Source organism: Neobacillus vireti (assembly GCF_036962345.1).
GTDB lineage: Bacteria > Bacillota > Bacilli > Bacillales > Cytobacillaceae > Neobacillus > Neobacillus vireti_A.
This window is the reverse complement of the sequence record NZ_JBALNB010000018.1, coordinates 169,238-195,002: the sequence shown is the minus strand read 5'-3', so window position 1 is coordinate 195,002 and position 25,765 is coordinate 169,238. Positions and strand designations below refer to the sequence as shown.

Annotated in this window: 23 protein-coding genes and 1 pseudogene; 12 read left to right on the top strand and 12 right to left on the bottom strand. The window is 36.4% G+C overall.

Features of this window, described 5'->3' with window-relative positions; genetic code table 11:
* Nucleotides 1-3: 3 nt before the first annotated feature.
* From V7108_RS21700 to V7108_RS21680, 5 genes are all read left to right on the top strand, one after another.
* On the top strand, nucleotides 4-933 hold the full coding sequence (locus tag V7108_RS21700; protein WP_335569376.1) for a sensor histidine kinase: 930 nt from the start codon (nucleotides 4-6) through the stop codon (nucleotides 931-933).
* A 109-nt stretch (nucleotides 934-1,042) separates the two neighbouring features.
* Nucleotides 1,043-1,456 carry a CoA-binding protein gene (locus V7108_RS21695; protein ID WP_335510379.1) on the top strand — a complete coding sequence of 138 codons (414 nt, stop codon included), beginning with the start codon at nucleotides 1,043-1,045 and terminating at the stop codon, nucleotides 1,454-1,456.
* 278 nt (nucleotides 1,457-1,734) lie between these two features.
* The gene (gene parE / locus V7108_RS21690; RefSeq protein ID WP_335569375.1) at nucleotides 1,735-3,714 is read left to right on the top strand and encodes a DNA topoisomerase IV subunit B; all 1,980 of its coding nucleotides are present in this window, start codon (nucleotides 1,735-1,737) and stop codon (nucleotides 3,712-3,714) included.
* Entirely contained in the window at nucleotides 3,711-6,152 is a 2,442-nt protein-coding gene (gene parC / locus V7108_RS21685) for a DNA topoisomerase IV subunit A (protein WP_335569374.1), read from the top strand. Before parE ends, parC begins: the two co-directional genes overlap by 4 nt.
* 86 nt (nucleotides 6,153-6,238) lie before the next feature.
* Complete coding sequence (locus V7108_RS21680) at nucleotides 6,239-7,000, top strand: hypothetical protein (RefSeq protein WP_335569373.1); 762 nt, start codon at nucleotides 6,239-6,241, stop codon at nucleotides 6,998-7,000.
* 209 nt (nucleotides 7,001-7,209) lie between these two features.
* On the opposite strand, the gene xerS is transcribed toward V7108_RS21680, so the two are convergent.
* Both xerS and V7108_RS21670 read right to left on the bottom strand, forming a co-directional pair.
* Nucleotides 7,210-8,298 (bottom strand): tyrosine recombinase XerS, encoded by a 1,089-nt coding sequence (gene xerS / locus V7108_RS21675; RefSeq protein ID WP_335569372.1) that lies wholly within the window; start codon nucleotides 8,296-8,298, stop codon nucleotides 7,210-7,212.
* Nucleotides 8,299-8,644: 346 nt separating this feature from the next.
* Nucleotides 8,645-9,019 (bottom strand): VOC family protein, encoded by a 375-nt coding sequence (locus V7108_RS21670; protein ID WP_335569371.1) that lies wholly within the window; start codon nucleotides 9,017-9,019, stop codon nucleotides 8,645-8,647.
* A gap of 559 nt (nucleotides 9,020-9,578) precedes the next feature.
* On the opposite strand from V7108_RS21670, the gene V7108_RS21665 reads away from it, so the two are divergent.
* Nucleotides 9,579-10,817, top strand: a complete 1,239-nt coding sequence (locus tag V7108_RS21665; RefSeq protein WP_335569370.1) for an IS110 family transposase — start codon at nucleotides 9,579-9,581, stop codon at nucleotides 10,815-10,817.
* 301 nt (nucleotides 10,818-11,118) lie between these two features.
* Here the strand turns inward: V7108_RS21665 and V7108_RS21660 are convergent, their stop codons facing one another.
* The gene (locus V7108_RS21660) at nucleotides 11,119-11,862 is read right to left on the bottom strand and encodes an SDR family NAD(P)-dependent oxidoreductase (protein ID WP_335519150.1); all 744 of its coding nucleotides are present in this window, start codon (nucleotides 11,860-11,862) and stop codon (nucleotides 11,119-11,121) included.
* Nucleotides 11,863-12,522: 660 nt separating this feature from the next.
* Here V7108_RS21660 and V7108_RS21655 point away from each other — a divergent pair.
* A complete protein-coding gene (locus tag V7108_RS21655) occupies nucleotides 12,523-13,530 on the top strand; it encodes a DUF3231 family protein (RefSeq protein ID WP_335569369.1) in 1,008 nt (335 codons plus the stop codon).
* A gap of 507 nt (nucleotides 13,531-14,037) precedes the next feature.
* Here the strand turns inward: V7108_RS21655 and V7108_RS21650 are convergent.
* The gene (locus V7108_RS21650) at nucleotides 14,038-14,805 is read right to left on the bottom strand and encodes a hypothetical protein (RefSeq protein WP_335512141.1); all 768 of its coding nucleotides are present in this window, start codon (nucleotides 14,803-14,805) and stop codon (nucleotides 14,038-14,040) included.
* A 235-nt stretch (nucleotides 14,806-15,040) separates the two neighbouring features.
* Here V7108_RS21650 and V7108_RS21645 point away from each other — a divergent pair, with 235 nt between their 5' ends.
* A complete protein-coding gene (locus V7108_RS21645) occupies nucleotides 15,041-15,337 on the top strand; it encodes a hypothetical protein (RefSeq protein WP_335512139.1) in 297 nt (98 codons plus the stop codon).
* 52 nt (nucleotides 15,338-15,389) lie between these two features.
* A pseudogene (locus V7108_RS21640) lies at nucleotides 15,390-15,474 on the top strand.
* 12 nt (nucleotides 15,475-15,486) lie between these two features.
* Here V7108_RS21640 and V7108_RS21635 read toward each other — a convergent pair.
* A complete protein-coding gene (locus tag V7108_RS21635; RefSeq protein ID WP_335512137.1) occupies nucleotides 15,487-16,485 on the bottom strand; it encodes an LLM class flavin-dependent oxidoreductase in 999 nt (332 codons plus the stop codon).
* Nucleotides 16,486-16,506: 21 nt separating this feature from the next.
* Nucleotides 16,507-16,791 carry a DUF3219 family protein gene (locus V7108_RS21630; protein WP_335512135.1) on the bottom strand — a complete coding sequence of 95 codons (285 nt, stop codon included), beginning with the start codon at nucleotides 16,789-16,791 and terminating at the stop codon, nucleotides 16,507-16,509.
* Nucleotides 16,792-16,861: 70 nt separating this feature from the next.
* On the opposite strand from V7108_RS21630, the gene V7108_RS21625 reads away from it, so the two are divergent.
* Nucleotides 16,862-17,116, top strand: a complete 255-nt coding sequence (locus tag V7108_RS21625; RefSeq protein ID WP_335512134.1) for a DUF2533 family protein — start codon at nucleotides 16,862-16,864, stop codon at nucleotides 17,114-17,116.
* 32 nt (nucleotides 17,117-17,148) lie between these two features.
* Here V7108_RS21625 and V7108_RS21620 read toward each other — a convergent pair whose 3' ends face one another.
* On the bottom strand, nucleotides 17,149-17,943 hold the full coding sequence (locus V7108_RS21620; RefSeq protein WP_335512132.1) for an alpha/beta fold hydrolase: 795 nt from the start codon (nucleotides 17,941-17,943) through the stop codon (nucleotides 17,149-17,151).
* A 168-nt stretch (nucleotides 17,944-18,111) separates the two neighbouring features.
* On the opposite strand from V7108_RS21620, the gene V7108_RS21615 reads away from it, so the two are divergent.
* On the top strand, nucleotides 18,112-18,477 hold the full coding sequence (locus V7108_RS21615) for a carboxymuconolactone decarboxylase family protein (protein WP_335512130.1): 366 nt from the start codon (nucleotides 18,112-18,114) through the stop codon (nucleotides 18,475-18,477).
* 51 nt (nucleotides 18,478-18,528) lie between these two features.
* Here V7108_RS21615 and V7108_RS21610 read toward each other — a convergent pair whose 3' ends face one another.
* The 5 genes from V7108_RS21610 to V7108_RS21590 form a co-directional block, all read right to left on the bottom strand.
* Complete coding sequence (locus tag V7108_RS21610) at nucleotides 18,529-19,704, bottom strand: DHH family phosphoesterase (RefSeq protein WP_335569368.1); 1,176 nt, start codon at nucleotides 19,702-19,704, stop codon at nucleotides 18,529-18,531.
* A 111-nt stretch (nucleotides 19,705-19,815) separates the two neighbouring features.
* Entirely contained in the window at nucleotides 19,816-20,730 is a 915-nt protein-coding gene (locus V7108_RS21605; RefSeq protein ID WP_335512126.1) for a CBASS cGAMP-activated phospholipase, read from the bottom strand.
* Between the two features lie 175 nt (nucleotides 20,731-20,905).
* Nucleotides 20,906-22,633 (bottom strand): aromatic amino acid hydroxylase, encoded by a 1,728-nt coding sequence (locus tag V7108_RS21600; protein ID WP_335569367.1) that lies wholly within the window; start codon nucleotides 22,631-22,633, stop codon nucleotides 20,906-20,908.
* A 33-nt stretch (nucleotides 22,634-22,666) separates the two neighbouring features.
* Entirely contained in the window at nucleotides 22,667-22,957 is a 291-nt protein-coding gene (locus tag V7108_RS21595; protein ID WP_335569366.1) for a 4a-hydroxytetrahydrobiopterin dehydratase, read from the bottom strand.
* A 148-nt stretch (nucleotides 22,958-23,105) separates the two neighbouring features.
* Nucleotides 23,106-24,212, bottom strand: coding sequence for a metallophosphoesterase (locus V7108_RS21590; protein WP_335569365.1), 1,107 nt, complete (start codon nucleotides 24,210-24,212; stop codon nucleotides 23,106-23,108).
* Nucleotides 24,213-24,583: 371 nt separating this feature from the next.
* On the opposite strand from V7108_RS21590, the gene V7108_RS21585 reads away from it, so the two are divergent.
* Nucleotides 24,584-25,735 carry a glycoside hydrolase family 18 protein gene (locus V7108_RS21585; protein WP_335569364.1) on the top strand — a complete coding sequence of 384 codons (1,152 nt, stop codon included), beginning with the start codon at nucleotides 24,584-24,586 and terminating at the stop codon, nucleotides 25,733-25,735.
* Nucleotides 25,736-25,765 lie beyond the last annotated feature (30 nt).

The window sequence follows — 25,765 nt, the reverse complement described above, 5'->3', positions numbered from 1 at the left end:
ATCGTGTCTGATTTTAACTTATGGATCATCTTAGCTTTCAGTATACTTATTCTTTTTCAATTACGGTCGATGTTAAAGGAAAAAATGCTTATAAAAAAGCTAAAGGAAAGTGAAGTGAACTGCCGAGAGCTAGCAGAAGAATATGAAATTATAACTAATTCTTTAGAGGAAAGAGTGAAGGAAGAAGGAGAGAAAAATAGACAAAAGGACCTTTTCCTTATCCAACATTCCCGGCTTGCTGCGAAGGGTGAATTAATCAGCAGCATTGGCCACCAATGGCGGCAGCCGCTCAATCGCCTATCACTCATAATTCAAGATGTACGAGAAGCTCTCCAATTTGGCGAAATCAATGATCAATATATTGAAATCTTTACAAAAGAGAGCATGAGTCAAATAAACTATATGTCACAAACGATCCATGATTATCAGAAATTTTATCAACCAAACAAAGAGAAAAGTCCTTTTTCTGTTGCACAATGTGTTGAAGATGCACTGTCTATCTTTTCCTCCAATCTTACAGACCATAAAATCCATGTAGATTTTAACTACCGGGAACAACCTATGGCCTATGGATATCCCAATGAATACAGTCAAGTGATTCTAAATATCTTAATGAATACAAAAGACGTATTTGTTGCCAACGGAGTAAAAAATCGCAGGCTCGATATCTCGATAGGTACAAAAGATAACTTTGTATTTTTGGATATTACGGATAATGGCGGCGGCATTGAATCTGCATTATTATCAAGAGTGTTCGACCCATATTTTACAACCAAACAGCATGGGACAGGGATTGGTCTATATATGACAAAAATGATTATTGAGAATATGAATGGCAGTGTTCAAGTCAATAATTCTGAAAGTGGGGCACGATTCACTCTGTCTGTCCCTAAAGTTGGTTTAGAAAACCAAACAACACTGATAAATGGTTAACCTTCATAAGGCTTCCGGTTCCTGGGACTATATTTTTTTGTAAACAATTTAATTATGTTATAGTAAAAGAAGGTAGTAAAATTAAGGGAATAAAGGAAGTGTTTATTTCATGGCAGTTGAAAATCCGTCGTTAGAAGAAATTGGAGCAATTTTAAAAAAATCAAAACGTATCGCTGTTGTTGGCCTTAGTGACAAACCTGATAGAACCTCCTATATGGTTTCCGAGGTTATGCAAAAAGCAGGATATGAAATCATTCCAGTTAATCCAACGGTTGATCAAGTCCTGGGAGTGAAAGCGGTTGCCTCGTTAAAGGATATCGAGGGACATATTGACATCGTCAATGTTTTCCGCCGGTCAGAGCAATTGTTTGATGTAGCAAAGGAATTCGATGAAATTGATGCGGATGTTTTTTGGGCGCAGCAGGGCTTAGTAAACGAAGAAGCATATACGTTTTTAAAGGATAAAGGATATACAGTCATCATGGATCTTTGTATAAAAGTTGCTCACGCTTTAACAAAATAATAATATAGTGAAAAAAGCTGCTAAATGATGGCAGTTTTTTTTTCATTTTTTCACTAAAAATAGTGTTACAAAAGTATGTTGTTTTATATCTGGCATTTGCCAAAACGAAATAAATCGCTAAAATAAAGCATAGACGCCGCAAACATGTGGTACAATTAAAGCGGCAAACATTCGTTCTAAATAATGGAAATAACTTTTACACGAATGATTAATATACTTATAAAGATAGCAAACAGAAGGTGTTTTTTCTTTTTGTAGGGAATGAAAGGGGTATTTTAGTGGCAAGTAATCAGAAAGCTTTTGAATATAATGATGATGCCATACAGGTACTAGAGGGACTAGAGGCCGTCAGAAAGCGACCAGGAATGTACATCGGGAGCACTGATACACGCGGTTTACACCATCTTGTATATGAGATTGTAGATAACTCTGTCGATGAGGCTCTAGGAGGATTTGGAAACCAAATCATTGTTAAAATCCACAAAGATAATTCGATAAGCGTTATGGATAGAGGACGCGGAATGCCAACGGGCATGCATAAAATGGGGAAACCGACTCCTGAAGTTATTTTAACTATCCTCCATGCTGGAGGTAAATTCGGTCAAGGCGGATACAAAACCAGTGGCGGTTTACATGGTGTTGGTGCCTCCGTTGTTAATGCTTTATCAGAATGGTTAACGGTAACCATTAAAAGAGATGGGTTTATTTATGAACAACGCTTCGAAAATGGAGGAAAACCGGTTACCACATTGGAGAAAATCGGTAAAACCAATCAGACAGGTACAACGATTCACTTTAAACCCGATACAACCATTTTCTCTGCCACCACCTATAATTTTGAAACGATATGTGAGAGGTTAAGAGAATCTGCTTTCCTGTTAAAAGGATTAAAGATTGAAATCATCGATGAGCGTAATGATTTTCATGAAGTTTTTCATTATGAAAACGGGATTGAAGCCTTTGTATCCTACCTAAATGAGGATAAGGAAGTCCTTCATCCAGTCGTAAGCTTTGAAGGAAGCCATAATGGAATTGAAGTCGATTTCGCTTTCCAATTTAATGATGGCTATTCAGAAAACATGCTTTCATTTGTAAACAATGTCCGTACCAAAGACGGTGGAACACATGAAGTTGGGTCCAGGACAGCAATGACTCGTGTTTTCAATGAATACGCACGTAAGGTTTCCCTCTTAAAAGAAAAGGAAAAGAATCTTGAAGGAGCAGATATACGTGAAGGTTTATCTGCAATCATATCCGTAAGAATACCAGAGGACTTATTGCAGTTTGAGGGTCAAACAAAGGGTAAATTAGGTACGAGTGAAGCAAGATCGGCAGTTGACGCGGTTGTTTCGGAACATCTGACTTACTTTCTTGAAGAAAATCCCAATATTAGCTCGCTGTTGATTAAAAAATCCATTAAAGCCTTTCAGGCGCGTGAAGCTGCACGGAAAGCACGTGAGGATGCAAGAAGCGGTAAAAAACGAAAGCGCTCGGATGCTCTTCTTTCTGGGAAACTTACACCTGCGCAATCAAGGAACCCACAAAAAAATGAAATCTATTTGGTTGAGGGTGACTCTGCAGGAGGCTCTGCAAAACAAGGACGTGACCGACGTTTTCAGGCAGTCCTTCCACTTCGCGGTAAAGTAATTAATACTGAAAAAGCGAAGCTAGCAGATATTTTTAAGAATGAAGAAATCAATACGATTATTCATACTGTTGGAGCAGGCGTCGGTTCTGATTTTATCGTGGAGGATGTCAATTACGATAAAGTGATTATTATGACGGATGCGGATACAGACGGTGCACATATTCAAGTGTTACTTTTAACATTTTTCTATCGATATATGAAGCCGCTTATTGAAGCTGGTAAAGTATTTATCGCATTGCCGCCTTTATATAAAGTAAGTAAAGGATCTGGTAAAAAGGAAATAGTTGAGTATGCCTGGAATGATGATGAATTACAGGGGGCCATTAACAAGGTTGGCAGAGGCTATATCATTCAACGCTATAAAGGTCTTGGTGAGATGAATGCAGACCAGTTATGGGATACAACCATGAATCCGGAAACACGGACATTAATTCGTGTCAAAATTGATGACGCGGCAAGAGCGGAACGACGGATAACCACATTAATGGGGGATAAAGTTGAACCGCGCAGAAAATGGATTGAAGGCAATGTAGCCTTTGGCTTAGAGGAAGATGACACAATCCTTGAAAATGAAAATATTACGGTTACCGAGGAGGAATCTGAAGAATGAGCACAAATGAGAAATTCCGTGACTTACCTCTAGAGGATGTAATCGGTGATCGTTTTGGAAGATATAGTAAGTATATTATTCAAGAACGTGCCCTTCCCGATGCAAGGGACGGATTAAAACCAGTACAACGAAGAATTCTCTATGCGATGCATGTAGAGGGTAATACCTTTGACAAAGGTTTTAGAAAAGCAGCGAAAACCGTTGGTAACGTAATTGGTAACTATCATCCACACGGGGATTCCTCCGTTTATGAGGCAATGGTGCGGATGAGTCAGGACTGGAAGGTCAGAAATGTCCTGATACAAATGCATGGAAACAACGGAAGCGTCGATGGAGATCCACCAGCAGCTATGCGTTACACAGAAGCACGGTTATCAGCCATTTCAGCTGAATTACTTCGCGATATTGAAAAGCAAACAGTAGATTTTATTCCTAACTTTGATGATACGTCGAAGGAGCCTACTGTTTTACCAGCGATGTTCCCTAACTTGCTTGTGAACGGCTCAACAGGAATATCAGCAGGCTATGCTACGGATATCCCGCCTCACCATCTCGGAGAAGTCATTGATGGTGTTATTCTGAGAATGGACCACCCTGATTCATCGGTTGATGATATCATGAACGTCATAAAGGGGCCAGATTTTCCAACTGGGGGAATAATACAAGGAATCGATGGGATTAAAAAGGCCTATGAAACTGGTAAAGGGAAAATCATTATCCGCAGTAAAGCAGAGATAGAGGAAATGCGAGGCGGCAGGCAGCAAATTGTTGTTACAGAGATCCCTTTCGAAATCAATAAAGCAAATCTTGTTAAAAAAATTGATGAGCTGCGCTTTGACCGTAAAGTAGAAGGAATCTCAGAGGTCCGCGATGAAACAGACAGAACCGGACTAAGAATCGTTATTGAATTAAAGAAGGATGCGGACGCACATGGTGTCCTAAACTACCTATATAAAAATAGTGACTTGCAAGTAACCTATAACTTTAATATGGTTGCTATTAGCCAAAAACGTCCAAAATTGTTAGGGATTCGTGAATTACTTGACGCGTATATTGAGCATCAAAAGGAAGTTGTTACACGAAGAACACAATTCGAGCTAAACAAAGCAAAGGAACGTCAGCATATTGTTGAAGGGTTAATGAAGGCACTATCAATCTTAGATGAAGTGATTACCACCATCCGTGCTTCAAAAGATAAACGGGACGCAAAGGACAATTTAATTGCAAAATTTTCGTTTACCGAAGCCCAAGCAGAAGCGATTGTTTCCTTACAGCTTTATCGCTTAACCAATACAGATATTACAGCTTTACAAAACGAAGCAAAAGAATTAGCTTCGAAAATTGAAGAGTGGACATCCATTTTATTAAGTGAAAAGAAGCTTATTTCGACCATAAAAAAAGAATTAAAAGACGTAAAAAAGCGATTTGCTGATGCGCGTCGTTCTAAAATCGAGGCGGAAATTGAAGAACTAAAAATTAATCTTGATGTAACCGTTCCAAATGAAGATGTCATTGTTACAGTTACAAAAGAGGGTTATGTCAAACGGACAAGCCAGCGATCCTTTGCTGCTTCCAATGGGCAAGACTTCGCGATGAAGGATTCAGATCGTTTACTTGCAAAATTAGACATGAATACAAAAGATGTCCTTCTCTTATTTACGAATAAAGGCAATTACTTATTCTGTCCTGTTCATGAGCTGCCGGATATCCGCTGGAAGGATCTTGGACAGCATGTTGCAAATATCATTCCAATTGAATTCAATGAAGATATTATTCAAGTCATTCCTGTAAAAGACTTTGATATAGATGCATATCTAGTATTCATTACGAAAAATGGAATGGTGAAGAAAACGGAATTGAAGCAGTACAAAGCACAACGTTATTCAAAGCCATTAGTTGGTGTTAATCTGAAGGAAGATGATCAACTAATTGATGTTCATCTCACAGATGGTACAAAAGAGTTATTCCTAATCTCACAATATGGCTATGCATTATGGTTCCATGAAGAAGAAGTTAGTATCGTTGGTGTGCGTGCAGCCGGAGTGAAAGGGATTAATTTAAAAGATGGCGATGTACTTGTCGGCGGTAAGATAATTTCTCCAGACAGCAAAGAAACTATTGTGATTGCCACTCAACGAGGTTCCGTTAAGCGAATGAAACTAAAAGAATTTGAAAAAACAACACGAGCGAAGCGTGGAGTTGTGATATTAAGAGAACTTAAAGCAAATCCACACCGAGTGGTCGGTTTTGCTTTGGCAAATGATGAAGATCTTGTTTATATCCAAAGTGAAAAAGGTTCGACCGAATCACTCGTGACAGCTGATATTCGTTTAAATGACCGTTATTCAAATGGCTCATTCATCCTCGATGAAGATGAAAATGGTAAAGTAACGAATATTTGGAAGGTACCAGGCCAGGCAAAAACAGATGAATCATAAAAACATGAAAAAGACTCNNGAGTCTTTTTCATGTTTTTACCAAAAATAGGACATACTATATGTATCAGATTTTGGAGGGGAATAGGATGAAAAAAGAACGATTACTAGCGGCATCTGCATTTTTTCTCATTTCTGTCATGGCGATCACTGGTGCTCATGCCTTCGAGGATAAAGCGAAAATTGTCACGATTTCCAAACATGAAAGTGATATAACTGGAGATGGTATAAATGAAAATATCCAGTTAAAAGGCGTACCTTATGATGATGAAGATGATTATTTAAAAGATATTTATATTGATATTTCTACCAATGATGAAAAACAGTACAAAATGCTTCTGGAAAGTGGTTCTAAGGCTTCACTTAAGTTGGTTGATCTAAACAAGGATGGAGTAAAGGACTTATTTGCAAATGTATTAACAGGAGGGAGTGGAGGGATCACACTCAATTATTTATATTCGTTTAAGGATTATATAAGTAAGGAATTAGCGGTTCCTGAACCATTAGAAATAGACAGCACTTTTGAGGATGGATATAAAGCGAAAATAAAGATAGGACTCACAGGGAACACCTATTTATTTGATTTAAAGGATCGGAAAAAATACTATAAGAAGCTAGGCTTATACTCTAAAGGGAAATTAAATGAACCGATGGAATTGACGGTGAATTCGTTTCACTCACTTAAACCAGTGAAATTAAAAAGCGGAGAGTTTATCTTAAAAGGGGCACAAAGAATAACCGGCGTGGCAAATGCAGATACAATTGCTTTCGTAGATTCAACATGGAATTTTGTTGATGGCAAATGGAATCTCAATAATGCAAGTGTTCACTCAAGCACGAGAAGCAAGTAGAGAAGGAAAGAGGAAACCAAGCGGGGCCCTTAAAACAAAGAAAAACACAGGGAAACCTGTGTTTTTCTTTGTCAGTAATGATGGTAGAGAAGATTTGTTTACAAATTTTATAGTTTACATAATATTATTACAATTAATTAAAGAACAAAAAATCCATTCCGTCTCATATCCAAAGTATACTTAAGATAGTGAGACGGAACAAATTTTATTTATTCAAGTTGCTCTTTTGGCATATCCATTTTATCAACAGCGATTTTTAAATCATCGTTTTTAATATGTGTGTAGATCATCGTCGTTTGAATGGAAGAATGACCTAATTGTCTTCGTAATTTTGGTACATCGTTAATCTCAGCATGGTACCTGGTTGCAAATGAATGTCTTAGTTTATGTACGGATAACGATGGTTTTCCAAATGCCGTAGCGTACTTTTCAACTAATTTTTCAACAGCTCTGGCTGTCAGTCTGCGGGATTTCCCTTTTGGACCAACCGAAGCAGCAATAAACAAGGCTTTATTGGTTTTTTCTACTTTATATTTCGATGTTCTTACCGCAAGATATTCTTGAAGATCCGACATTGCCACTTGGCTAAAATAGACGAATTGTTCTTTATTTCCTTTGCGAATTACTCTCACACAGTACTTTTTATAATCAATATCATCTAATTCAATGCCAATTAGTTCAGACAGACGAAGGCCGGAACCTAAAATTAATGAGACGATGGCAGTATCACGCTCTTTATTTAATTGGTGAAAGTTATAGAGTTTTTTATTTTCCTTGTTTAATTCACCATAGTCATTTGCGACAAATAAACGGAACTTTTCGTATTCATCACCAAGCAGGATTTTGCCTTCCATTTTAGCAGCTTTTGTTTCCAGATTTTCTTTCACTTCATTAAATTCAATTTTTGCTAATACATTACGGTTCAAATAAGGTTGTAAATCAGGCGTTTCGGCAATGTTTTGCAAATAATTAAACAGGGACTTTAAAGCTGATAATTTCCGATTAACGGTTAATTCTTTATTATTTAATTCGTAATGAAGAAAGTTTAAGAAACTTTCAATCTCAATAACCGTCATTTGCTCTAAACGTTCCAATGGGATATCTTTAGCAGCTCCAGTATATAATTGCTCACGAATCATCCAATTGAAAAAGATCTTATAATCATGGCAATAATTAAATAAAGAAGCCGTCGAAAGCTTTCTTAATTTATAATTGATATATTCATCAACATACCAGGGTAACTCAGATAAGAGCGACTGCAATTTTTTAAAATTTTCTTGTTTTGACTGATTTACCATAAAATCACCTCACTTCTATATTTTACCTAACTAGGTTAATTACGTCAAATTTATATTTTACGTAATTATGTTTTTTTATCGTTATGCTGAAATTATTCTTTGAATTTGTTGTCGACTGACGTGCGACACAAAAGTCCTTAACTCTTCAATTTGTACTTGATTAGTGTTTTGGGAAAAAATTAAAATGACACAAAAGTCCTTAAAATTCAGGACTTTTGTGTCATTTTTTTATTGATTAAATCCTTTAATAATATTTTAAAAAATTAGTTTAACTAAACCTTAATTAAAGAATGCCCCTTTTAGTTTAAGTGTGTCCTTTCACTAAATATACCTTTATATATATTTGTTACCAGTGTACTTGGAGTTTATTGCCATTTAAATCAAAAAAGTGGAAATAGGCATGTCCATTATCCCCTTTTATATCCTCAACCTTAACACCATTTTCAATAAGGTGTGTATGAAATTTAGATAATTCTGGACTTGTAAAACCAATGCTAAAGGCTGGGACATTACCAACTGTAAAATGTGCAAATGTATCATCTTCAGTAGGAACTAAGATAAGTAAAAAAGGTCCCTCATTAACTTTTATAATGGCAAATGGATCCTCAGTAATGGTTAATAATTGAAGCCCTAATATATCTCTATACCATTGTGCAGACTGCTCTAAATTTTTTACCGGAATTCTAATATAATGTACTTGGTCAATAAATGATTTACTCATAAACTACCTCTCCTTTATTTAGTATGGTTTATCAAGTAATTCCCTTTTTATATCCCTTTTCCCTTCCGATTTATTGAACTAGCCTGCCCCGTTTGTTTAATAATCACTTTCATAAGGATTAGCATATAAATCAAAGTCAATTTCAGCTTCAATGCTTAGATAGATACAAAGCGGGTGCTTCTCCATCTTCAATTTTAACTACAATGAAAAATTTACACTCTAGGGAGTATGTCTTATAGGAAGTATTTTTAGAAATAAATAAGCAACGCATTTCGAATTGCGTTGCTTTAACTCACTCTTGCACCCGTTCGTAATATAATGTTAGCCAGATTTTTCTGGTTGACCTTTTTTTATATAGTTTTATTATATCGGTAGTCGGGGGAGGACGTAGCACCCGTGGGACTTTGATCCCGTCAAGTAAACTGTCCACCCCCTACTTGTATAATCATGTTTCAGGCTGGTTGGGACTATGATCCCGTTTAACAAGCGAACCTATGACATTACAAGGAGCATTAGGGGTTACCGACTAATTTGTATTTCTAGAAGGAGGAGAAAATTAATGAATCCAGTGATTGGTCTGGATGTATCAAAAGGAGAAAGTCAGGTTCAAGCGTTTTTAGATAAAGGTATACCATATCGTAAGAGTTTTATTATTACTCACGATCTTAAAGGATTAGGATGTTTATTAAAGTTCCTTCAAGATGTTGAAAAGGCTGCTGGTAGTCATCAACCTTCGGTTGTTTTAGAATCAACTGGTCATTATCATATTCCCGTTATTCAGTTTCTAGAGGAACAAAATTATGTTTATATTATCGTCAATCCTCTCATCTCTCATAGAGCCAAGAGCTCCAGCCTTCGAAAGGTAAAAACTGATGCAATTGATGCTTATCACCTTTGTGAACTGTTTTATAAAGAGGAACTGGAGCCTTACAAGAAGCGTGGTGTTCAACTATTAAACCTTCGTAATCTGACAAGGCAGCAAGAGAGTATTGCGGAAATTTCAGCTAAAACAAAGATACAGCTTCATTCTTTAATTGATCAGGTTTTTCCTGAGTATCGAGATGTATTTGGAAGCCTGTATTCGAAAGTATCATTACTTACTTTACTAGAGTTCCCTACTTCTAAGGCTGTATTAAGTGTGAGTGAAAGAGAGTTAACGGATAAAATAGCTTCATTATGTATGAGTCGTTCGGAGTCATGGGCAAAGGAAAAGGCACAGAAGTTAAGAGAAGCAGCCCTTCGTGATCCTTTTCAAAACAATCTCTACGATAGTCATATTTTTAACCTTGAAATCTTGGTTAAGATAGTTCTTCAATATCAAGAGCATCTATCCAATATTGCGGATGAAATAGATGCCCTCGCTAGCGAAATTGAAGAATATGAAATCCTTCAATCTATCCCTGGAGTCGGAGAAAAAATCGCTGCAACGATTCTTTCTGAAATTGGGGAGATAGATCGGTTTAATGGTGCCAAGAAGTTAGTTGCATTCGCTGGAATAGATCCTAGTGTGTACTCTTCAGGAAAGTTTACTGCATCAGTAAACCGTATAACCAAACGTGGCTCGTGTAGGCTTCGCCACGCCTTGTATATGGCTGTTCAAAGTGGTATTCGGGATTCCCGTAAAAAGAAAACGACTGATGAGATCATTCCACGCAATAGAAGACTACGAGAGTTTTACGATAAGAAACGAGACGAAGGAAAACCCTTTAGAGTAGCGATTATTGCATGTGCAAACAAACTCTTACATTGGATTTACGCCTTACTAAAAAGCAGAACTCCTTTCCAAGATATAGCATAGGACCTATATCTAACTAAATACAGCAAAACCTTCCAATAAGAGAATTTAGGAAGGTTATTTGGCATGAACATTTTTAGTATATCATGAGGTTATTAAACTTTTTATTGAAAAATGTTGACAAACTATTAGCTGGTTTACTTGAATAAAAAAAGCGAATGACTAAACACTATGATTACTCCGTTCTGAATATTTGTGTTAGAAGGGCAGTTTAATAAATAATCAGCATTATTTAGTTGTGCGTCTAATGATGACAATATAATACCCCAACTACCAAATGTTGGGGTATATAAGTTTATTTTTATTACAAATCTGAAATCATACCGCCATCGACAACGAATTGTGCTCCAGTTGAATAACTAGAATCGTCAGAAGCAAGGTATACAACTAAATTAGATACTTCTTCTACTTCTGCCCTTCTTCTTAGTGGAATATCTTGCTCAAGTTGTTTTAGGTATTCTTCAACATCTGGTTGGTCAGCCATTGGCGTTTTGATAATTCCTGGATGCACAGAATTTACACGGATGTTATGCTGTCCAAGCTCAGCAGCCGCACCTTTAGTCATACCAGTTACAGCATGTTTAGAAGCACTATAAGCAATTGCTGTTGGCGCACTTACTAAACCATCTACAGAAGAAATGTTAACAATAGAACCTACCCCAGCCTTTTTCATAGAAGGAAGCACTTTTTGCATTCCTAAGAATACGCCAAGCTCGTCTACTTTAAATGTTAATTCGAAGTCTTTTACAGTTAATTCTTCTAATGTTTTAAAGATACCAATTCCTGCGTTGTTTACTAAAACGTTGATAGGACCAAATGTTTCTTCTGTTTTTGCTACAACTTCTACCCAGTTCATTTCACTAGAAACATCTAATTTAAGAGCGGTTGCGTTTTCTCCTAATTCATCGGCTAGTTTTTGCGCACCTTCAAAGTTAAGATCAGTAATCGCTACTTTTGCGCCTTCTTCCACGAATTTACGAGCATGCATAGCACCCATACCTTGTGCTGCCCCTGTAATGATTGCTACTTTTCCATCTAATTTTCCCATTTTGAATTTCTCCTTTCGAAATTTCCAAGTCATTTTCAGTTAAGAAAACAACTTCAGTACAATTTCTATTATGTACTTTTGGTGAACAAGTTAATAATAAACCTTCTGTTAATTACTTTCAATTAAAGAGTCTTGAATCAAAGATATATACCAAAGGAGCTCTTTCTTCTTGATTTATCCTCAAAGGTTATAATTCCCAAAATTCTCGAAAATTTTTCTTTTCTTGTTAAACTAAACTCCCCGTTAGCATAATTAGACCACATTATTCTGTTAATCCTTTTCCAGTAAATTATTGGTGCTTTACCTTTATCGGAAATATCTATTAAAGCCACTTCTTTTATCTTTCCGCATATAGTGTTTATTTCTGAACAATAATTAAAGGCTTGGGATAGTTTTTCTAAAGTCAATCTATTAGCAAATGTACAATGTGGTATCCAATTATCAGGTAAATACAATGAATTTGGATTATCATTAAACGGATCAAAATGTCTATGATGGTTAAAATGAAATTCAATCAGGTCTTTTGTATCGGTAGGTGAATAAAACAATGATTCTCTGATTTTATAAAGACTTAATCGGTTAATATAATTTTCTTGGAATTTGAATATACTACCAGTTAATAGTGGATATTATAATTATCGATTTATGGGAGGGTATAAAATGGAGGGAGAACATAATCCAAGATTGACATCTTCTGAAATATCAATTATGTGGAGTAGCTATGTGAACAACAGTTTTTCTAAATGTATTATGGAATATTTTTTGGCTAATGTGGATGAACCAGATATAAAATCAATTTTAGAATTTGCACTTAATATATCACAAAACATGTTAAATACGAGTAAAGAAATACTAAAAAAAGATAATCAACCAATTCCAGTTGGCTTTTCTGACGAAGATGTAAGTCCAAGTTCTCCACGTCTATTTTCAGATGCTTTTTACTTATATTATCTTAAAAATATGTCAAAAGTTGGTTTATCTATATATGGTGTGGCTTTGGCAACTTCCGCACATTCTGATGTCCGTGATTTCCTAAGTCAAGCAATACAATCCTCAATAGAACTATATAATAAAACAGCCAACGTTTTATTATCAAAGGGATTATTTGTAAGACCACCTTATGTTTCAACTCCTAATAGTGTTGATTTCATTGATAAAAAGAAGTATTTAGGTGGTTTTTTAAATTTAAATAATAGACCTCTAAATGTAATCGAAATTACTCATATTGCAGCAAATATTGAGGCAAATGCAGTTGGTAGAGCTCTTTTAGAAGGTTTTGCCCAAGTAGCGAAGTCTGAAAAGGTTAGTGATTATTGTAATAGAGGTAAAGAAATAGCTAAAAAACATATTCAACTATTTTCATCCATGTTAACTGAGGATGACATTCCAGCACCGGCAGCATGGGACCTTGAAGTCACAGATTCAACTTTCACACCTTTTTCTGATAAATTAATCATGTTTCATATTACATTGTTAATTGCTTCAAGTATTTCGAACTATGCAACTTCTTCAGCCGCAAGTTTAAGAATGGATATTGCAGCATCTTATGTTCGTTTAACAGCAGAAAATGCTCAATACGCTAAAGATGGTGTAAACTTAATGATTGAAAACGAATGGTTGGAACAACCTCCGCAGGCCCCAAACCATAAAGGTTTGGCTCAGGATTAAAGTGTTTAAGGGGTGTGATACAACTTTATAACTATGAAAGAAAGTAGGATTTATCGATGTGTATAAAGATACGATCGGAACATTATTATGTTCATTAGCTCTACCAGTTATATGGCGACCTTAAATCATAAATTTTAGCAATTCTTGTAAATATCCATCCAACTTTAGCAAAGTGTTAATAAATATTTCCATAAATTAGTATAGTTTCTAGTTGAACTAATCTGCCACATTAGTTTAAGTGAAAACTTTCACAATGATGGCCATACTTTATTGAACAGAATAAAAAAACACATACATTAGCATTTTAACAAGGTATTAAGTACTTTTGTGTCACTCGTAAGTTGTCGATTTCTTTCCTGAGTGAATTAATGTTTGTGTCATTAGACATTTCAAAAAAAGAAAAAAAGCCACATGGGCTTCTCTCTTATTGAAAGAACTATGATTTTTACTCAATTTATATTACTTGTAAACAGCAATTCTTTTTTAAACAAATGTAAATGGATTTTATTATTTAATTATAATTCCATTTTTTGAAATGACGATCTCCCACATTTTACTATTTAATTCATAAGAATTTAAGCCCGGATACATTTTACTTAGATACTTTTTCTTAACAATACTTTCAATAAGATCTTGATTAAGGTTTTCATTCCATTGTTGAGGATGAGTTACATGAAATCCAAGTGGGTTTAATATTCGTTTCGTTGGTATATTTTTAGAAGCTAGAACACAGACCATCCACCAGTCCCAAGCAGGTCGTCCCATGCAGAGCCCATCATCCTGATAAATATGAAGTAAATATTTATTAATAAAGAAATAGTCAACACCATTACTAAGAGTGCCATAGGAATCGTTAATATGTTTGACATCCAGTCGATGTCCGTAAACGAGACTGTCCAATGCTTCTTTGTAAATAATCTTCACGAGGCCTTTTTCTAGATCCCTAAATTGGATATCAGAATTGATTATCCCAACAACCTTATAATCTGTACTCTTTAGATAGCTCATAATATCATAGATATAAATATATGGTTTTCCGTATTTTTCTTTAGCATTTCTTTCTACTACACGGAACTCGATATCAGGGAAATATGGTTTAAGTTTGTCTACTTCTTCTTTCGTATTCAAAGAAACAACATTTAAACCTGCAGTTATCCATGTATTAATGGCACTCCTTTGTATTTCTATCCTATTAGGTCCAATCGAAGTCGCAACTAAAATTGAATTGAAGTTTTCTTTTTTTACAGAACTCTCAGTCTTTTTGTTTTTTTTCAACTACCTCACCATTTTCCTTTTCAACGTTTTGTTGTTCGGTTAATTAGTCCTACATGTAGCTTTTTTCATTTGATTCAACGCCTCACGAAAATTCCAGTTTATTCTAAATAATATTAATTTTTTGCAATTTTTGATTGGACTAGCCCCTACTTTTTGAAAAGTTGATTTATCTTTTTACTCGCTAAGTCTTGGAATCCTATATAATAAAATGATGATGTTTTAAAGGAGAATTCTTATGGATAAAAAACAATTAGAAGAAAAAATTATTCAGCACTATCAAGGTGAGGAAAAAATGATGATCCTCGTATTTGCTCAATGGTGCATCAATCATGATCTAAATCCTGAGGAATTGTATTTACGTGCCTACCCTAATCAGGCCTCGAATATGGCTTTAATGGAAGCAATGGAATTAGTGGTCCCTAAAGAGGAAGCTGGAGAAATTGGTCACGAAACCCTTCTTGGTGTCTTATCTTTGTTTGGAAACGATGATCTTGCATTTGTTGTGACGGAGGAAATAGCTAAAATTAAATAAGTTTCCGAACAAACAATGAATAATATTTGGTTTTGGAACAAAAATAAAAACAGGGCTTGTAGCTCAACTGTAGAGCAACCAGCAGTTTTAACCGTAAACTGCCGCGTATTTTGCGGGTTAAAGTCCCGCCAAGCCCTATTATTAATTAGTCATTTACTTAAAATTTCTTCTGAGATTAGTTTATAAGATTGAATTCGGTCTAATGGTGAATGTGTTATGGTAACAATCATGATTTCATCTGCATTATATTTATCCTGAAGTTCTTGAATGCTCTGTGCTACCTCATGCGGATTACCTATAATAATACCTTGCCTCATTTCTCCTAAGAGGTCTTCTCTTTCGTTTTGAAAATATTCCTTCGCCTTTTGAATCGATGGAACCCCTTCCTGTCCCTCTCCTCTTTTTCTTTGTAACCCCCATACGAGTGAGCTTAATGCAACATCCATTGCTTTTTCAGATGTTTCTGCACAAATGGCTGACACTGTGAGAATGACTTCAGGAACTTGATCTGGTTTCCTAGGTTTGAAGTGATTTCTATATAGTTGAATAATTTCGAAACCGTCTTGATCACTCATAAACTGTCCAAACGCGTACGATAGTCCATTTTCTGCAGCAAGTAATGCACTCTTTTTACTCGTACCAAGCAGCCATGGGATAGGTGCCACAGTCGGAACCGGAGACGCAGATACTTTCGCATGCGGATGTTCAGGAGGAATCGTATTGTCTAAAAAATAGAGCAGATCTTTCACGGAACTCGGCATATTCCATACCTGCTGTAAAAAGTTATCTGATAAAGCATTTGTAGCTTCTGCAGATCCACCAGGTGCTCGGCCAATCCCGACATCGATTCGGCCAGGAAACAAAGTAGCCAGCATATTGTATAACTCGGCAACTTTATATGGTTTATAATGCGGTAATAATACCGCCCCAGAGCCAATTCGTATTTTAATTGTATTCGCTCCAATATAACCTAACATTACTTCAGGAGCAGAACATGCTAGTCCTGGTAAATCATGATGTTCCGCAATCCAATACCGTATGTAGCCTAACTCTTCCGCTGCTTGAGCTAACTCCATCGATTCTCTTAGTGCCTCAGCAGCAGTCTGATTAGAAGAGATAGGCGCCTGATCCAAAATACTTAACCTCATTCTCACACCACCCCTTCCTTCCTATTCTTTTACTTCAAGCAAACTTAATGTAAATACTCCAACCTGGCCTTTAATATATAAATTTGTAAATGAAGTAGAGTATTGATGAATACTTGCTCTAAATGATAACTCCCTCTCAGGAACTTCTACATTAAATGTTCCTTTATACAATAGTGTCGTAATATCATGATACTCCTCACTTGATACATTAAACTGAACGGAGATTTTAATTAAACCATGCTCGATTTCTTCCTCATACTTGTAGACTTTTATTGGTGTTTCATCTAAGACAATACTCTTTACCAAAAAAGCATCTCCTTTATATCCATAGATTTATGGTATTATTATATCAGTTAACATTTTGAGGAGTGAAATCATGAGCGTACATAAGGATTTAATGAAACATGCAGAAAATCAAAATAAGAGTTATCAGCAGTTTTTAGCTTGGGATCAGCTGCGTGAACAATATATTGAAGAAGCCATCGAATTATGTAAACAAGGTAAACCTTTTTCAACTGCTAAAATTAATGATGTAACCAATAAAATGAATAAAATTAACTTAAGAATTATATCAATGAGAAAAAATGTTACCGTTGAAATGGTCAAGGAGTTTGTAAACTCTAAAAAATAAAATCCACCAAAGGGTGGATTTTTTGATTATTATTATTTAACCGTGCTCAAAAATTCAATCATCTTTTTGGCTAGCTCAGATGGATTCTCATACATACTCATATGCCCAGAATCTTTTAGTAAGACATGTTTAATATTTGATTTACTAACTGAAAATGTCTTTTCAGAAGGAATAATTTGATCCTTTTCACCAGCAATTAATAGGACTGGAATCTCTGCCCTCTCTAACACACTATTACGGTCCGGTCGGTTTTTCATCGCAATAAGCGTTTTCATGACACCTTTTGGTGAGGTGGTATATCCTATTTCTTTAGCTGTCGTGATCTCATTTTGATTTTTCTCTATGTTGTCAGGTGAGAAGAGTTTTGGTATCAGCCCATCAATAAAAGCCGGTACTCCTTCCTGTCGAACTTTTTCAACACCTGCCTCTCTTCCCTTCTTGGCTTCCTCTGAATCCGGGTAAGCAGTCGAATGAATCAGTGAAAATCCGTTTACCATTTGACTATACTTCTCCGCAAAAGCAAGGGCAATATACCCACCTAGGGAATGCCCGAACATTGTTACTTGAGCTACATTCAAATAATCTAATACATCCTTAATATGATCAGCAATGTCTTCAATCGAAACGTCCCCCTCAAGGTTAGCAGATTCACCATGACCTGGAAGGTCTAGAGCAATCACTCGATAATTTTCTGATAACTTACTTAATATATTATCCCAATAACCATTGCTGCCACAAAAGCCGTGCAGAAGGACAATTGGGCTTCCCTTCCCTTTTTCGTTGTAACAGACAGATTTTCCATTCAAATTTATAGTATTTTTTTTCATGTTTTCTCCTCCCAATCTTTTATATATAGTTTTTATACCCTCTTTCACTATACTCTACCCTATTTTCACATTAAAAATCAGTTACCTCATTTTGTTTGGTTAAGTGACTCTTATATTGCTTATACTATATTTTGTTTAATGAATTTTGGAAATGGGGTTGAATGAAGAATGGATTTTGAAGCTAGAAATTCTACTGAGGCTGCTCTTCACGAGTATAAATCTGGTTTAGGTGTTTTTACGCAAAAGATGCCGGAGTTTGCTAAACACTTCAATGCTTTTACAGAAGAATGCTTTAAAGAAGGTGCATTATCACAACGCGAAAAGCAGTTGATTGCGTTAGGAATTAGTCTATACTCACAAGATGAATATTGTATCATCTATCATACTAAAGGCTGCCTAGACCAAGGATGTTCGGAACAGGAAATCTTAGAAGCAGTAGGAGTAACTGCTGCATTTGGCGGCGGCGCAGCAATGAGCCAGGCGGTTACACTTGTGCAAGAATGCATTCAGGATTTAAATCAATTGAAACAGTAACAATTACGAACAAATCCACCCAGGCTTCTTGGGTGGATTTGTTTTCGTACATCACTTTTCAAACTTTTTCATTAGGTAATGAACAAAGTCTTCGTCCTTTACGAGCCAAACCTCATAATATCTTTTTAAAAAGCTCTCCCCATCTTCAAAACTAGAAAAGGTTTGCTCCAATCTTGTGTTATTTCGTTTAATTATCCATTTTTCCTCATTTAACTGGTATAGAAGGAACTCGTCTTCCCTGCGGCTTTTATACAGCGTGCCAAACGTTGACTGTTTTAGGTTATAGCGATTTCGCCTTGCGTCCTCTGGAATTGGATCTAGATGAAAGGTTTCCGTTACAAAGTTTATATATGCTTCCTCGGTTAGAGAGCAGCCTGATGCCTTTGCATGACCGCCTCCTCCGTATTGTCCAGCCACTGCGGATACATCCACATGGTCATGAATAGTACGGAAGCCCATTCGTTTACCGCCAATATTTAAAATCGCTATGTAATCCAGATGAGGGTATTCCTTACCAAGTTCATTTCCAAGTTCAGAGTGATACGATTCCGCATAAACCACACCTGCATAAAGTCCATCTAGCTGTGTCTGAACAAGCTCTCTTCTTTTCCTGCGGATATAGCGATCAATTTTATCTTCTTCCATGTCCAGTATTCTCTTTTCGAACTCATCAAAGTGAAAATGTTCGCTTGTTTGAAGCCGGGCGATCATTTTTTCTTCAAACTCATCGATCGAAACAAGGAAAAATAGAGCATTCAGACGCTGCGCTTCTTGGTTATCGTTTTTTTCCCACTCCCATGTATCATATTGTCTAACGAGCTCAACAAATTCTGTTATCACGTCTGTAGGCACAATCAATTGGTGCGAAATAAGATATTCATACAATAAGGAAGTTGCTGATGTTAATTTTCCTTCCTCATCCTCAACGACAACATGTCCCCAATCATATTCGTTATAATGTAAAGCGGTTTTATGATGGTCAATAAGCTGTACTTTGCCCCCATTATCATAAAACTCTTTGAGACTTTGTTCATTTTTTTCATTTACAGACAAATCTGTGATAAATAAAAAGGTATTGCGATCATCATTTTCTAAAAACCATTCAACCTCGCGATTTAAACCAGAAATAGAATTGTAGCGGACTTTCACGTCTTCTCCAAAAGCAAGTTTTGCTAGAATTCCACACCCCACACCATCCAGATCATTGTGAGACAACAGTTTGTACATGTTCTTCACCTCATGAAATAGTATGAGTTCAAATGGTCAAAAATATTGGCAAAGATATAGCAGCTTTTTTGAATAGAATAAAACTCGGTACTTTATAAACCGAGTTTTTGGTTATATCTTCTTTAAAAAGGCCATGATTTCATTTTTCTGTTTGTAAAACGTCCTTCGGCCAAGTTCACTAAGGAAATCCATGTACTTTACTTCATCAAATGGTACTTCCTCCCCTAACTCTTCATTAATTCGAAGATATTGATCCTTTAATAGAAGCTGACAATGATAGGTAACCGATTCTGAAGATAAATGAAGGGCTAAATCGAGAAGTTTCGGGGTCACCTTCATAGAGGGAAAACGAAAAGGCAGCCATTCGTTTATGCCCCAATACTTTTCCTTATCATACGTAAAATCAATATTTTGCAGTCCCGTGCCAAGTGATAAGATATGGATATCTTCCATTCCTTTTTGGAAATAATGAATACTTTCCGTTAAACCTACTAATGATGGATTATTTGCCCATAAACCACCATCAATTGATAAATATTCATTCCCAATGTTGTTGGGCGGGAAATAGACAGGTGCGGAGCAAGAGGAAAGAACGGCATCCCAAAGCTTTATCGATAAATCATCATTTCCCGGGTGTCCAAAGTTGGAGCGGTGGATAAATGGTTTTCCATGGGTAATGTCGACAGCCGGGATAAGCAGAGGTTTTTCAATATCCTCCAATTGGAGGTCACCAAAGGACTTTTTTAATAGTTTCCGGAGTGACCGATCACTATAGACACTTTTAAAGATCCCTACTTTTGCCTGTCTTTTGAATATCTTCTCTCCATACAACATGTAATTTTCATGAACTTCTTTCATTTTTTTATCCAATGAAACAGAAGCAGCAATGATGGCACCCGTACTTGTCCCTGCAACAGCATCAAATAATTTCCCTACAGGGTAACCCACTTCTTCTTCTAGTGCTTGTAAAATCGCAATCGAGAAAATTCCCCGGATTCCACCGCCATCTATACATAGTAACTTCATTAGTCTCCACCTAATTTTACCTTTTAATAAAGTGTGCCCTTTATGAGTTACACTTATCACGTTTTGCTATTGAATGTCTTCATTCCTGCTCCATAAAAATACCGCCCATCAATTCAACCTTTGGTAAAGTTGTTCAATAGGCGGCAGGTTGTTATTGATACGAACTTATTGCTGCTTAGGAATTTGTTAACCTGAGCCCTCTTTCAATTAACACGGAATATCCGTCGTGTAAATCTTTTATTTCGTCAAATTGCTTTCTCAGCAATAGCTGTTTATCTGGCAAAAGATTATATTTTACTAGAAGCTCCATAATTTCAATTCGTAATAACCAATCATCTTTATAATCATTTGTTAATACATCAATCACTTCTGCCAACTCTGCTTCTATATCGTTACTCATTGATTCTCGGATAGATCTTATTTTCCCGTATAACTTTTCTAACTTGGTTAGGTCCCTTTTAACAAGAGGTTTTGTCTCAACCTCACCTATATCTGCATAAAATTGATCAGAATCCGCAGCACCTGCAAAAACCGATGTTATACTTTCACCAACCGCCAAATCGTAAGTACCCCACTCAGGTTGGAATAAGATTTGTTCTTTTATTGAAACCGTACAATCTTTGAAGGTGATAAGCAGTAATTTGCCGTCTTTTCTTATTAATTGAACTGGAGTACCCTTTACCTTAACTCCACTCTCATATTCGAAGGTACAATTCTTTCCGAATGAGATCCCGATTTCTTCGAGTTCTTCATCTGTAAGCAGCTCGAGTGGATTTTTCAGATTTTTAATTCTTCCAATCGGGGCTCCAAAGCCATCTTGGTGACTGTTTTTCCCATGACCAAGCAACTCTGTATTTTCATATGCTAAGGCTGAAGGACCTTCGGTTTGAATGTAAATTGCTACCCCGTCCTCATCCTTTAGGATTCTTCGTAATGTTCCCGTCAGCTGCAGACCGGAATTATATTGAATCGTGGCAGTATGATTGGAACGAAGTGCTTTATCCAAGCCTTGCGTTCCTCCAACATGAAAGGCCATGGTTTTCGAAAACTCAATCACAGCATCAATTAATTGGTCAAAGCTGTCACATACAAAAAGCTGTGGCTGCGGCTTGGTAATATCAAAACCCGTAGCAATCACTTTTTGTAGTTCAAAAGGAATCTTGTTAACAGAAGCTGTTAGGCTGCTTCTGCCTTCTGCAACAGAAGACAGCAAACCTGCACCATAAATTTGTGGTTTTTCAACTGTCCCAATGAGTCCATACTCGACTGTCCACCAATATAGCCGAGAAATTTGTTCCGCTTCTGACAGTTCCGTAACAGCTGCTTGCTTTTCTTCAAAGTTTGCTTTTGCTGCTTCGATTTCAGCTTTTGTAGCTGTTCCGCTTTCTAATAAATTGGAATAGGAGCGAACAGCTTCAAATAACTCATGCTCCTCGCTTATAGCCAATGCCTTTGAGCCAATTTGACCAAATAGCTTTACATACTCCGAGAATTTCTCTTCACATAAAATAGGTGCATGACCTGCCGCTTCATGGATAATATCTGGAGCAGGCGTATATTGAATGTTTTCTAGTTTACGAATATCAGAGGCGATTGGGAGAATACCGTGTGCTTGAAAGTCGAAAAATATAACCCCTGGGATAAAGCCATCAATATTAGCAGCTCCCCATCCATATGGCTCTAACGCTATGTTCATGTCAGTCACATTGGGTATTCTCTCTACAGAAATACCAGAAGATTTTAATCCGCCAACATATGCATAATGGGCTGTATCCTTTAAATAATGATGGTTTTGTCGCATGACATACCGCCAAACGGCATGATCAATCGGTGTGTATTTTTCATATTGTTGATCCACTACATATTTTTGTAAATGCCTCGGAATCTTTTTTGCTTCTCCCATTAGTAAATCTCTCCCTTTAGAAGAAAATTAACTTTACATTTGATTATAAAATTCATCATACTTCGCAGCTAATTCAAAATCCAAAGCTGTTAAACCCCTTGCATTCCAAGATGAAATCTTTACTGTGACGACCTTATAGTCGATAGAAATAAATGGATGGTGATTAGTCTGCTCTGATAAATTTGCCACTTGTTGAACAAAATCGATTCCTTTCAGGTATTCTCGAAAACGATACTTTCGTTCAATCCATTTCTCTTCGGTTAATTTCCAATTCGGTACGGAGGATAACATTAGTTGAATTTCTGAAGGCATTAATTTTTCCATTCGCTTCTCTCCTTTATACTGATAAAGCGCTTTCATTGAAATTTTTAGTCATCAATAAATATTATTCAATTACAATAAAAAAAACACTATCAGTTATCTATAGTTAAATAAAGAAAAAAATCTACCTGATATCAGATAGATTTTTTCTTTATCGAATGGAGGGATTGAAGGTAACGTTAATTTGAACAATTTCTGACCGCGTTCCAATCCGCAGTGGCAGTCCCCAGACTCCATAGCCTGAAGAGACAATCGATTGAAGCCTGCCTTTCTTTAAATAGCCCCAATCATTTTCAAATATCATATTTGTTATCAGGTTACCTGGAGCAACCTGTCCTCGATGTGTATGACCAGAAAGAATTAAATCCACTCCATTTTTTTCGGCAATATCTAAATCGTAAGGCTGATGCTCGAGTAAAAACACGGGTTTCGAAATATCGACCTGTTTCATTAACTCTGAAAGCTCTGCTCTTACAACGTCTTGATAACCTCTATCTTTCCTGCCAACCAACGTTATTCCCTCTGGTAGATCCAATACTTCATCATCCAAAACTCTCATACCGCTGTTATTAAATATTTTAACAAGATCAACATCATCGCGATCATGATTTCCAAGAGAGGCATAGGCAGGTGCTTTGATTTGTTTCAGAATACCTGGTATTCCTTGTTCAAGAAAAGGCGTTATATCATCGTCAATAATATCCCCCGGGAATAGAACGAGGTCAGGCTTCTCGGCATTAATGTACTCTACCAGCTTTTTTGCCTGCCTTGCTCCAGATAGATCCCCAAAATGCATATCGGAAGCCATGATAATTTTTAAACTTTGCTTCCCTGCTGACTGTTTAGGAATTTGAACTTGATATGTTTTTTCTGCAGGACTGTAAGCATTAAACACTCCGAAAAAGAATGAACCAACAATCACGATTATTAGAAAATTACCTGTCCATTTAACAAACTTTTCTTTCTTTATTTTTGTAAATCTCCTTAAAAATATTGCGATATTCGCTAATGGCAGCAACAAGATTAAGAAGTAAAATAACGAAAGCCAAATGGCACCCAGCCAGGTAAAAAATAAACTCTCATCCAACCAGCGTGAAATAACAAATGAATAAGCAAAAATTATAAGTACAACCCAGAAAATAATTTTAATACTCTTTCGATCACCACTTATGTGCTTCAACCAAACCCAAATATTATAGCCAATATAAAAAATCAATAAATTATATAGTAAGATGATCCCTATTCCAACAGCCCACACAGATGTAAATCTCCTTTTCTTTAGATGTCTTACTTAAAGGCTTTTTTCTTAAACTTTGTTGCATTTGGAAGACAATTTAATTATTGTGCTATGTATCCACAGAAAATAGAAAAAACTAATAAGAAAAAAGCCTACATACTTAATTCTAAAGTGCAACATAACTATTTCCACGTTAAAATCGGCTTTAAGATTTTAACAACATTTTTTAAGAAAGCAACCTACTATTATTAGACAATATTTGTGCTTAATTAACAACAAATTCAAACCAGGAATTTACCATAATTTCGCAAGGCGGATATTACCAACACTTCCTCCTATCTATTTTTGATACAATCGTTAAGTATGAGAATAGTAGGGAGGAATCGTAAAATATGAAGAAACGCACAATCCTCCTAGCCCTGGTAATTTTATTTACCTTTATTGGGGGAATTTTTACAGGAGTTATTTACACAACAAATCAAACAGATCAGGCGGTTAAACCGCAAAAAGTGGAGAAACTGCCTAAGTCAGATAAAAATCTTGTAGAAAAAGAAATTCCCGAAGAAGTGGTAGAAGACTCTAAAGTATTATTAGGCTATGTTCAGGATTTCCGTGATCCGAATGCAGTGGATTATTCCAAATTAACACACGTGATCTTTTCGTTTGCTCATCCGACAGCAGATGGGGGCATATTACTAAATGGCGATTCCGCTATCATTAATTTACGAACAATGGTGATAAAAGCCAAAGAACACAATACAAAAGTAATTCTAGCCGTAGGCGGCTGGTTTCATATTAATGGCGGGGAATCCTATGAGCCATTTAGAGCGGCTATTAGCAATCCAGACGCGAGAACACGACTTGTAAATGAGCTAATTCATATAGTCGACACCGAACAGCTTGATGGCATTGATATCGATTTTGAGCACCCTCGTTCAAAGTCAGACGCTGCTAACCTAGCTGCTTTTACCAGCGAACTAAGCAATCAGCTACATTCCAAGGGGAAAGAGCTATCGGTAGCCGTTTATGCAAAAATTCATGCGGTGACAGGCACCGAAATGGGCTTTGTCGTTTATGAGCCCTCTATGTTCCAGCATGTGGATCATGTCAATATTATGGCCTATGATGGTCAGTGGGATGGCGGCTATAATGCTGCTAATCTATCTCCATATCCTTTTACAGAGAAAATAGTAAACTATTGGGCAGAACTTTTTGATGAGTATAACTTAGAAAAAGAAAAGCTCGTTTTAGGTGTTCCTTTCTATGCTCAACCAGAAGACCCTGCCATTAAACAGGTTTCGTATGCTGCCATAGTCAAGCAGGATCCAGCAAATGCTCTGAACGACACGGTTTATATGAACGGAACAACGTATCATTATAATGGTGTGAAGACCATCCAAAAGAAGACGAATCTAGCGATGAATAATGGCTTTGGAGGAATGATGTTGTGGGAAGCTGGTCATGACAGTAGGGGTGATCTTAGCTTAACAACCGCGATATTCGATGAACTTTCAAAGTCAAATGATGTTCTTGCAAAGAAATAACAAAAGGCTGCACACTATTATGAAGTGTGC

What these genes read in the sequence shown, in the direction of transcription:
- V7108_RS21660 (WP_335519150.1), bottom strand. Translation starts at nt 11,862, where the DNA reads ATGGGAAAATTAGATGGAAAAGTAGCAATCATTACAGGGGCAGCACAA.
- V7108_RS21670 (WP_335569371.1), bottom strand. Translation starts at nt 9,019, where the DNA reads ATGAGTAAATCATTTATTGACCAAGTACATTATATTAGAATTCCGGTA.
- V7108_RS21680 (WP_335569373.1), top strand. Translation starts at nt 6,239, where the DNA reads ATGAAAAAAGAACGATTACTAGCGGCATCTGCATTTTTTCTCATTTCT.
- V7108_RS21625 (WP_335512134.1), top strand. Translation starts at nt 16,862, where the DNA reads ATGAGCGTACATAAGGATTTAATGAAACATGCAGAAAATCAAAATAAG.
- V7108_RS21655 (WP_335569369.1), top strand. Translation starts at nt 12,523, where the DNA reads ATGGAGGGAGAACATAATCCAAGATTGACATCTTCTGAAATATCAATT.
- V7108_RS21610 (WP_335569368.1), bottom strand. Translation starts at nt 19,704, where the DNA reads ATGTACAAACTGTTGTCTCACAATGATCTGGATGGTGTGGGGTGTGGA.
- V7108_RS21585 (WP_335569364.1), top strand. Translation starts at nt 24,584, where the DNA reads ATGAAGAAACGCACAATCCTCCTAGCCCTGGTAATTTTATTTACCTTT.
- V7108_RS21595 (WP_335569366.1), bottom strand. Translation starts at nt 22,957, where the DNA reads ATGGAAAAATTAATGCCTTCAGAAATTCAACTAATGTTATCCTCCGTA.
- parC (WP_335569374.1), top strand. Translation starts at nt 3,711, where the DNA reads ATGAGCACAAATGAGAAATTCCGTGACTTACCTCTAGAGGATGTAATC.
- V7108_RS21615 (WP_335512130.1), top strand. Translation starts at nt 18,112, where the DNA reads ATGGATTTTGAAGCTAGAAATTCTACTGAGGCTGCTCTTCACGAGTAT.
- V7108_RS21620 (WP_335512132.1), bottom strand. Translation starts at nt 17,943, where the DNA reads ATGAAAAAAAATACTATAAATTTGAATGGAAAATCTGTCTGTTACAAC.
- V7108_RS21665 (WP_335569370.1), top strand. Translation starts at nt 9,579, where the DNA reads ATGAATCCAGTGATTGGTCTGGATGTATCAAAAGGAGAAAGTCAGGTT.
- V7108_RS21635 (WP_335512137.1), bottom strand. Translation starts at nt 16,485, where the DNA reads ATGAGGTTAAGTATTTTGGATCAGGCGCCTATCTCTTCTAATCAGACT.
- V7108_RS21605 (WP_335512126.1), bottom strand. Translation starts at nt 20,730, where the DNA reads ATGAAGTTACTATGTATAGATGGCGGTGGAATCCGGGGAATTTTCTCG.
- V7108_RS21600 (WP_335569367.1), bottom strand. Translation starts at nt 22,633, where the DNA reads ATGGGAGAAGCAAAAAAGATTCCGAGGCATTTACAAAAATATGTAGTG.
- V7108_RS21695 (WP_335510379.1), top strand. Translation starts at nt 1,043, where the DNA reads ATGGCAGTTGAAAATCCGTCGTTAGAAGAAATTGGAGCAATTTTAAAA.
- xerS (WP_335569372.1), bottom strand. Translation starts at nt 8,298, where the DNA reads ATGGTAAATCAGTCAAAACAAGAAAATTTTAAAAAATTGCAGTCGCTC.
- V7108_RS21645 (WP_335512139.1), top strand. Translation starts at nt 15,041, where the DNA reads ATGGATAAAAAACAATTAGAAGAAAAAATTATTCAGCACTATCAAGGT.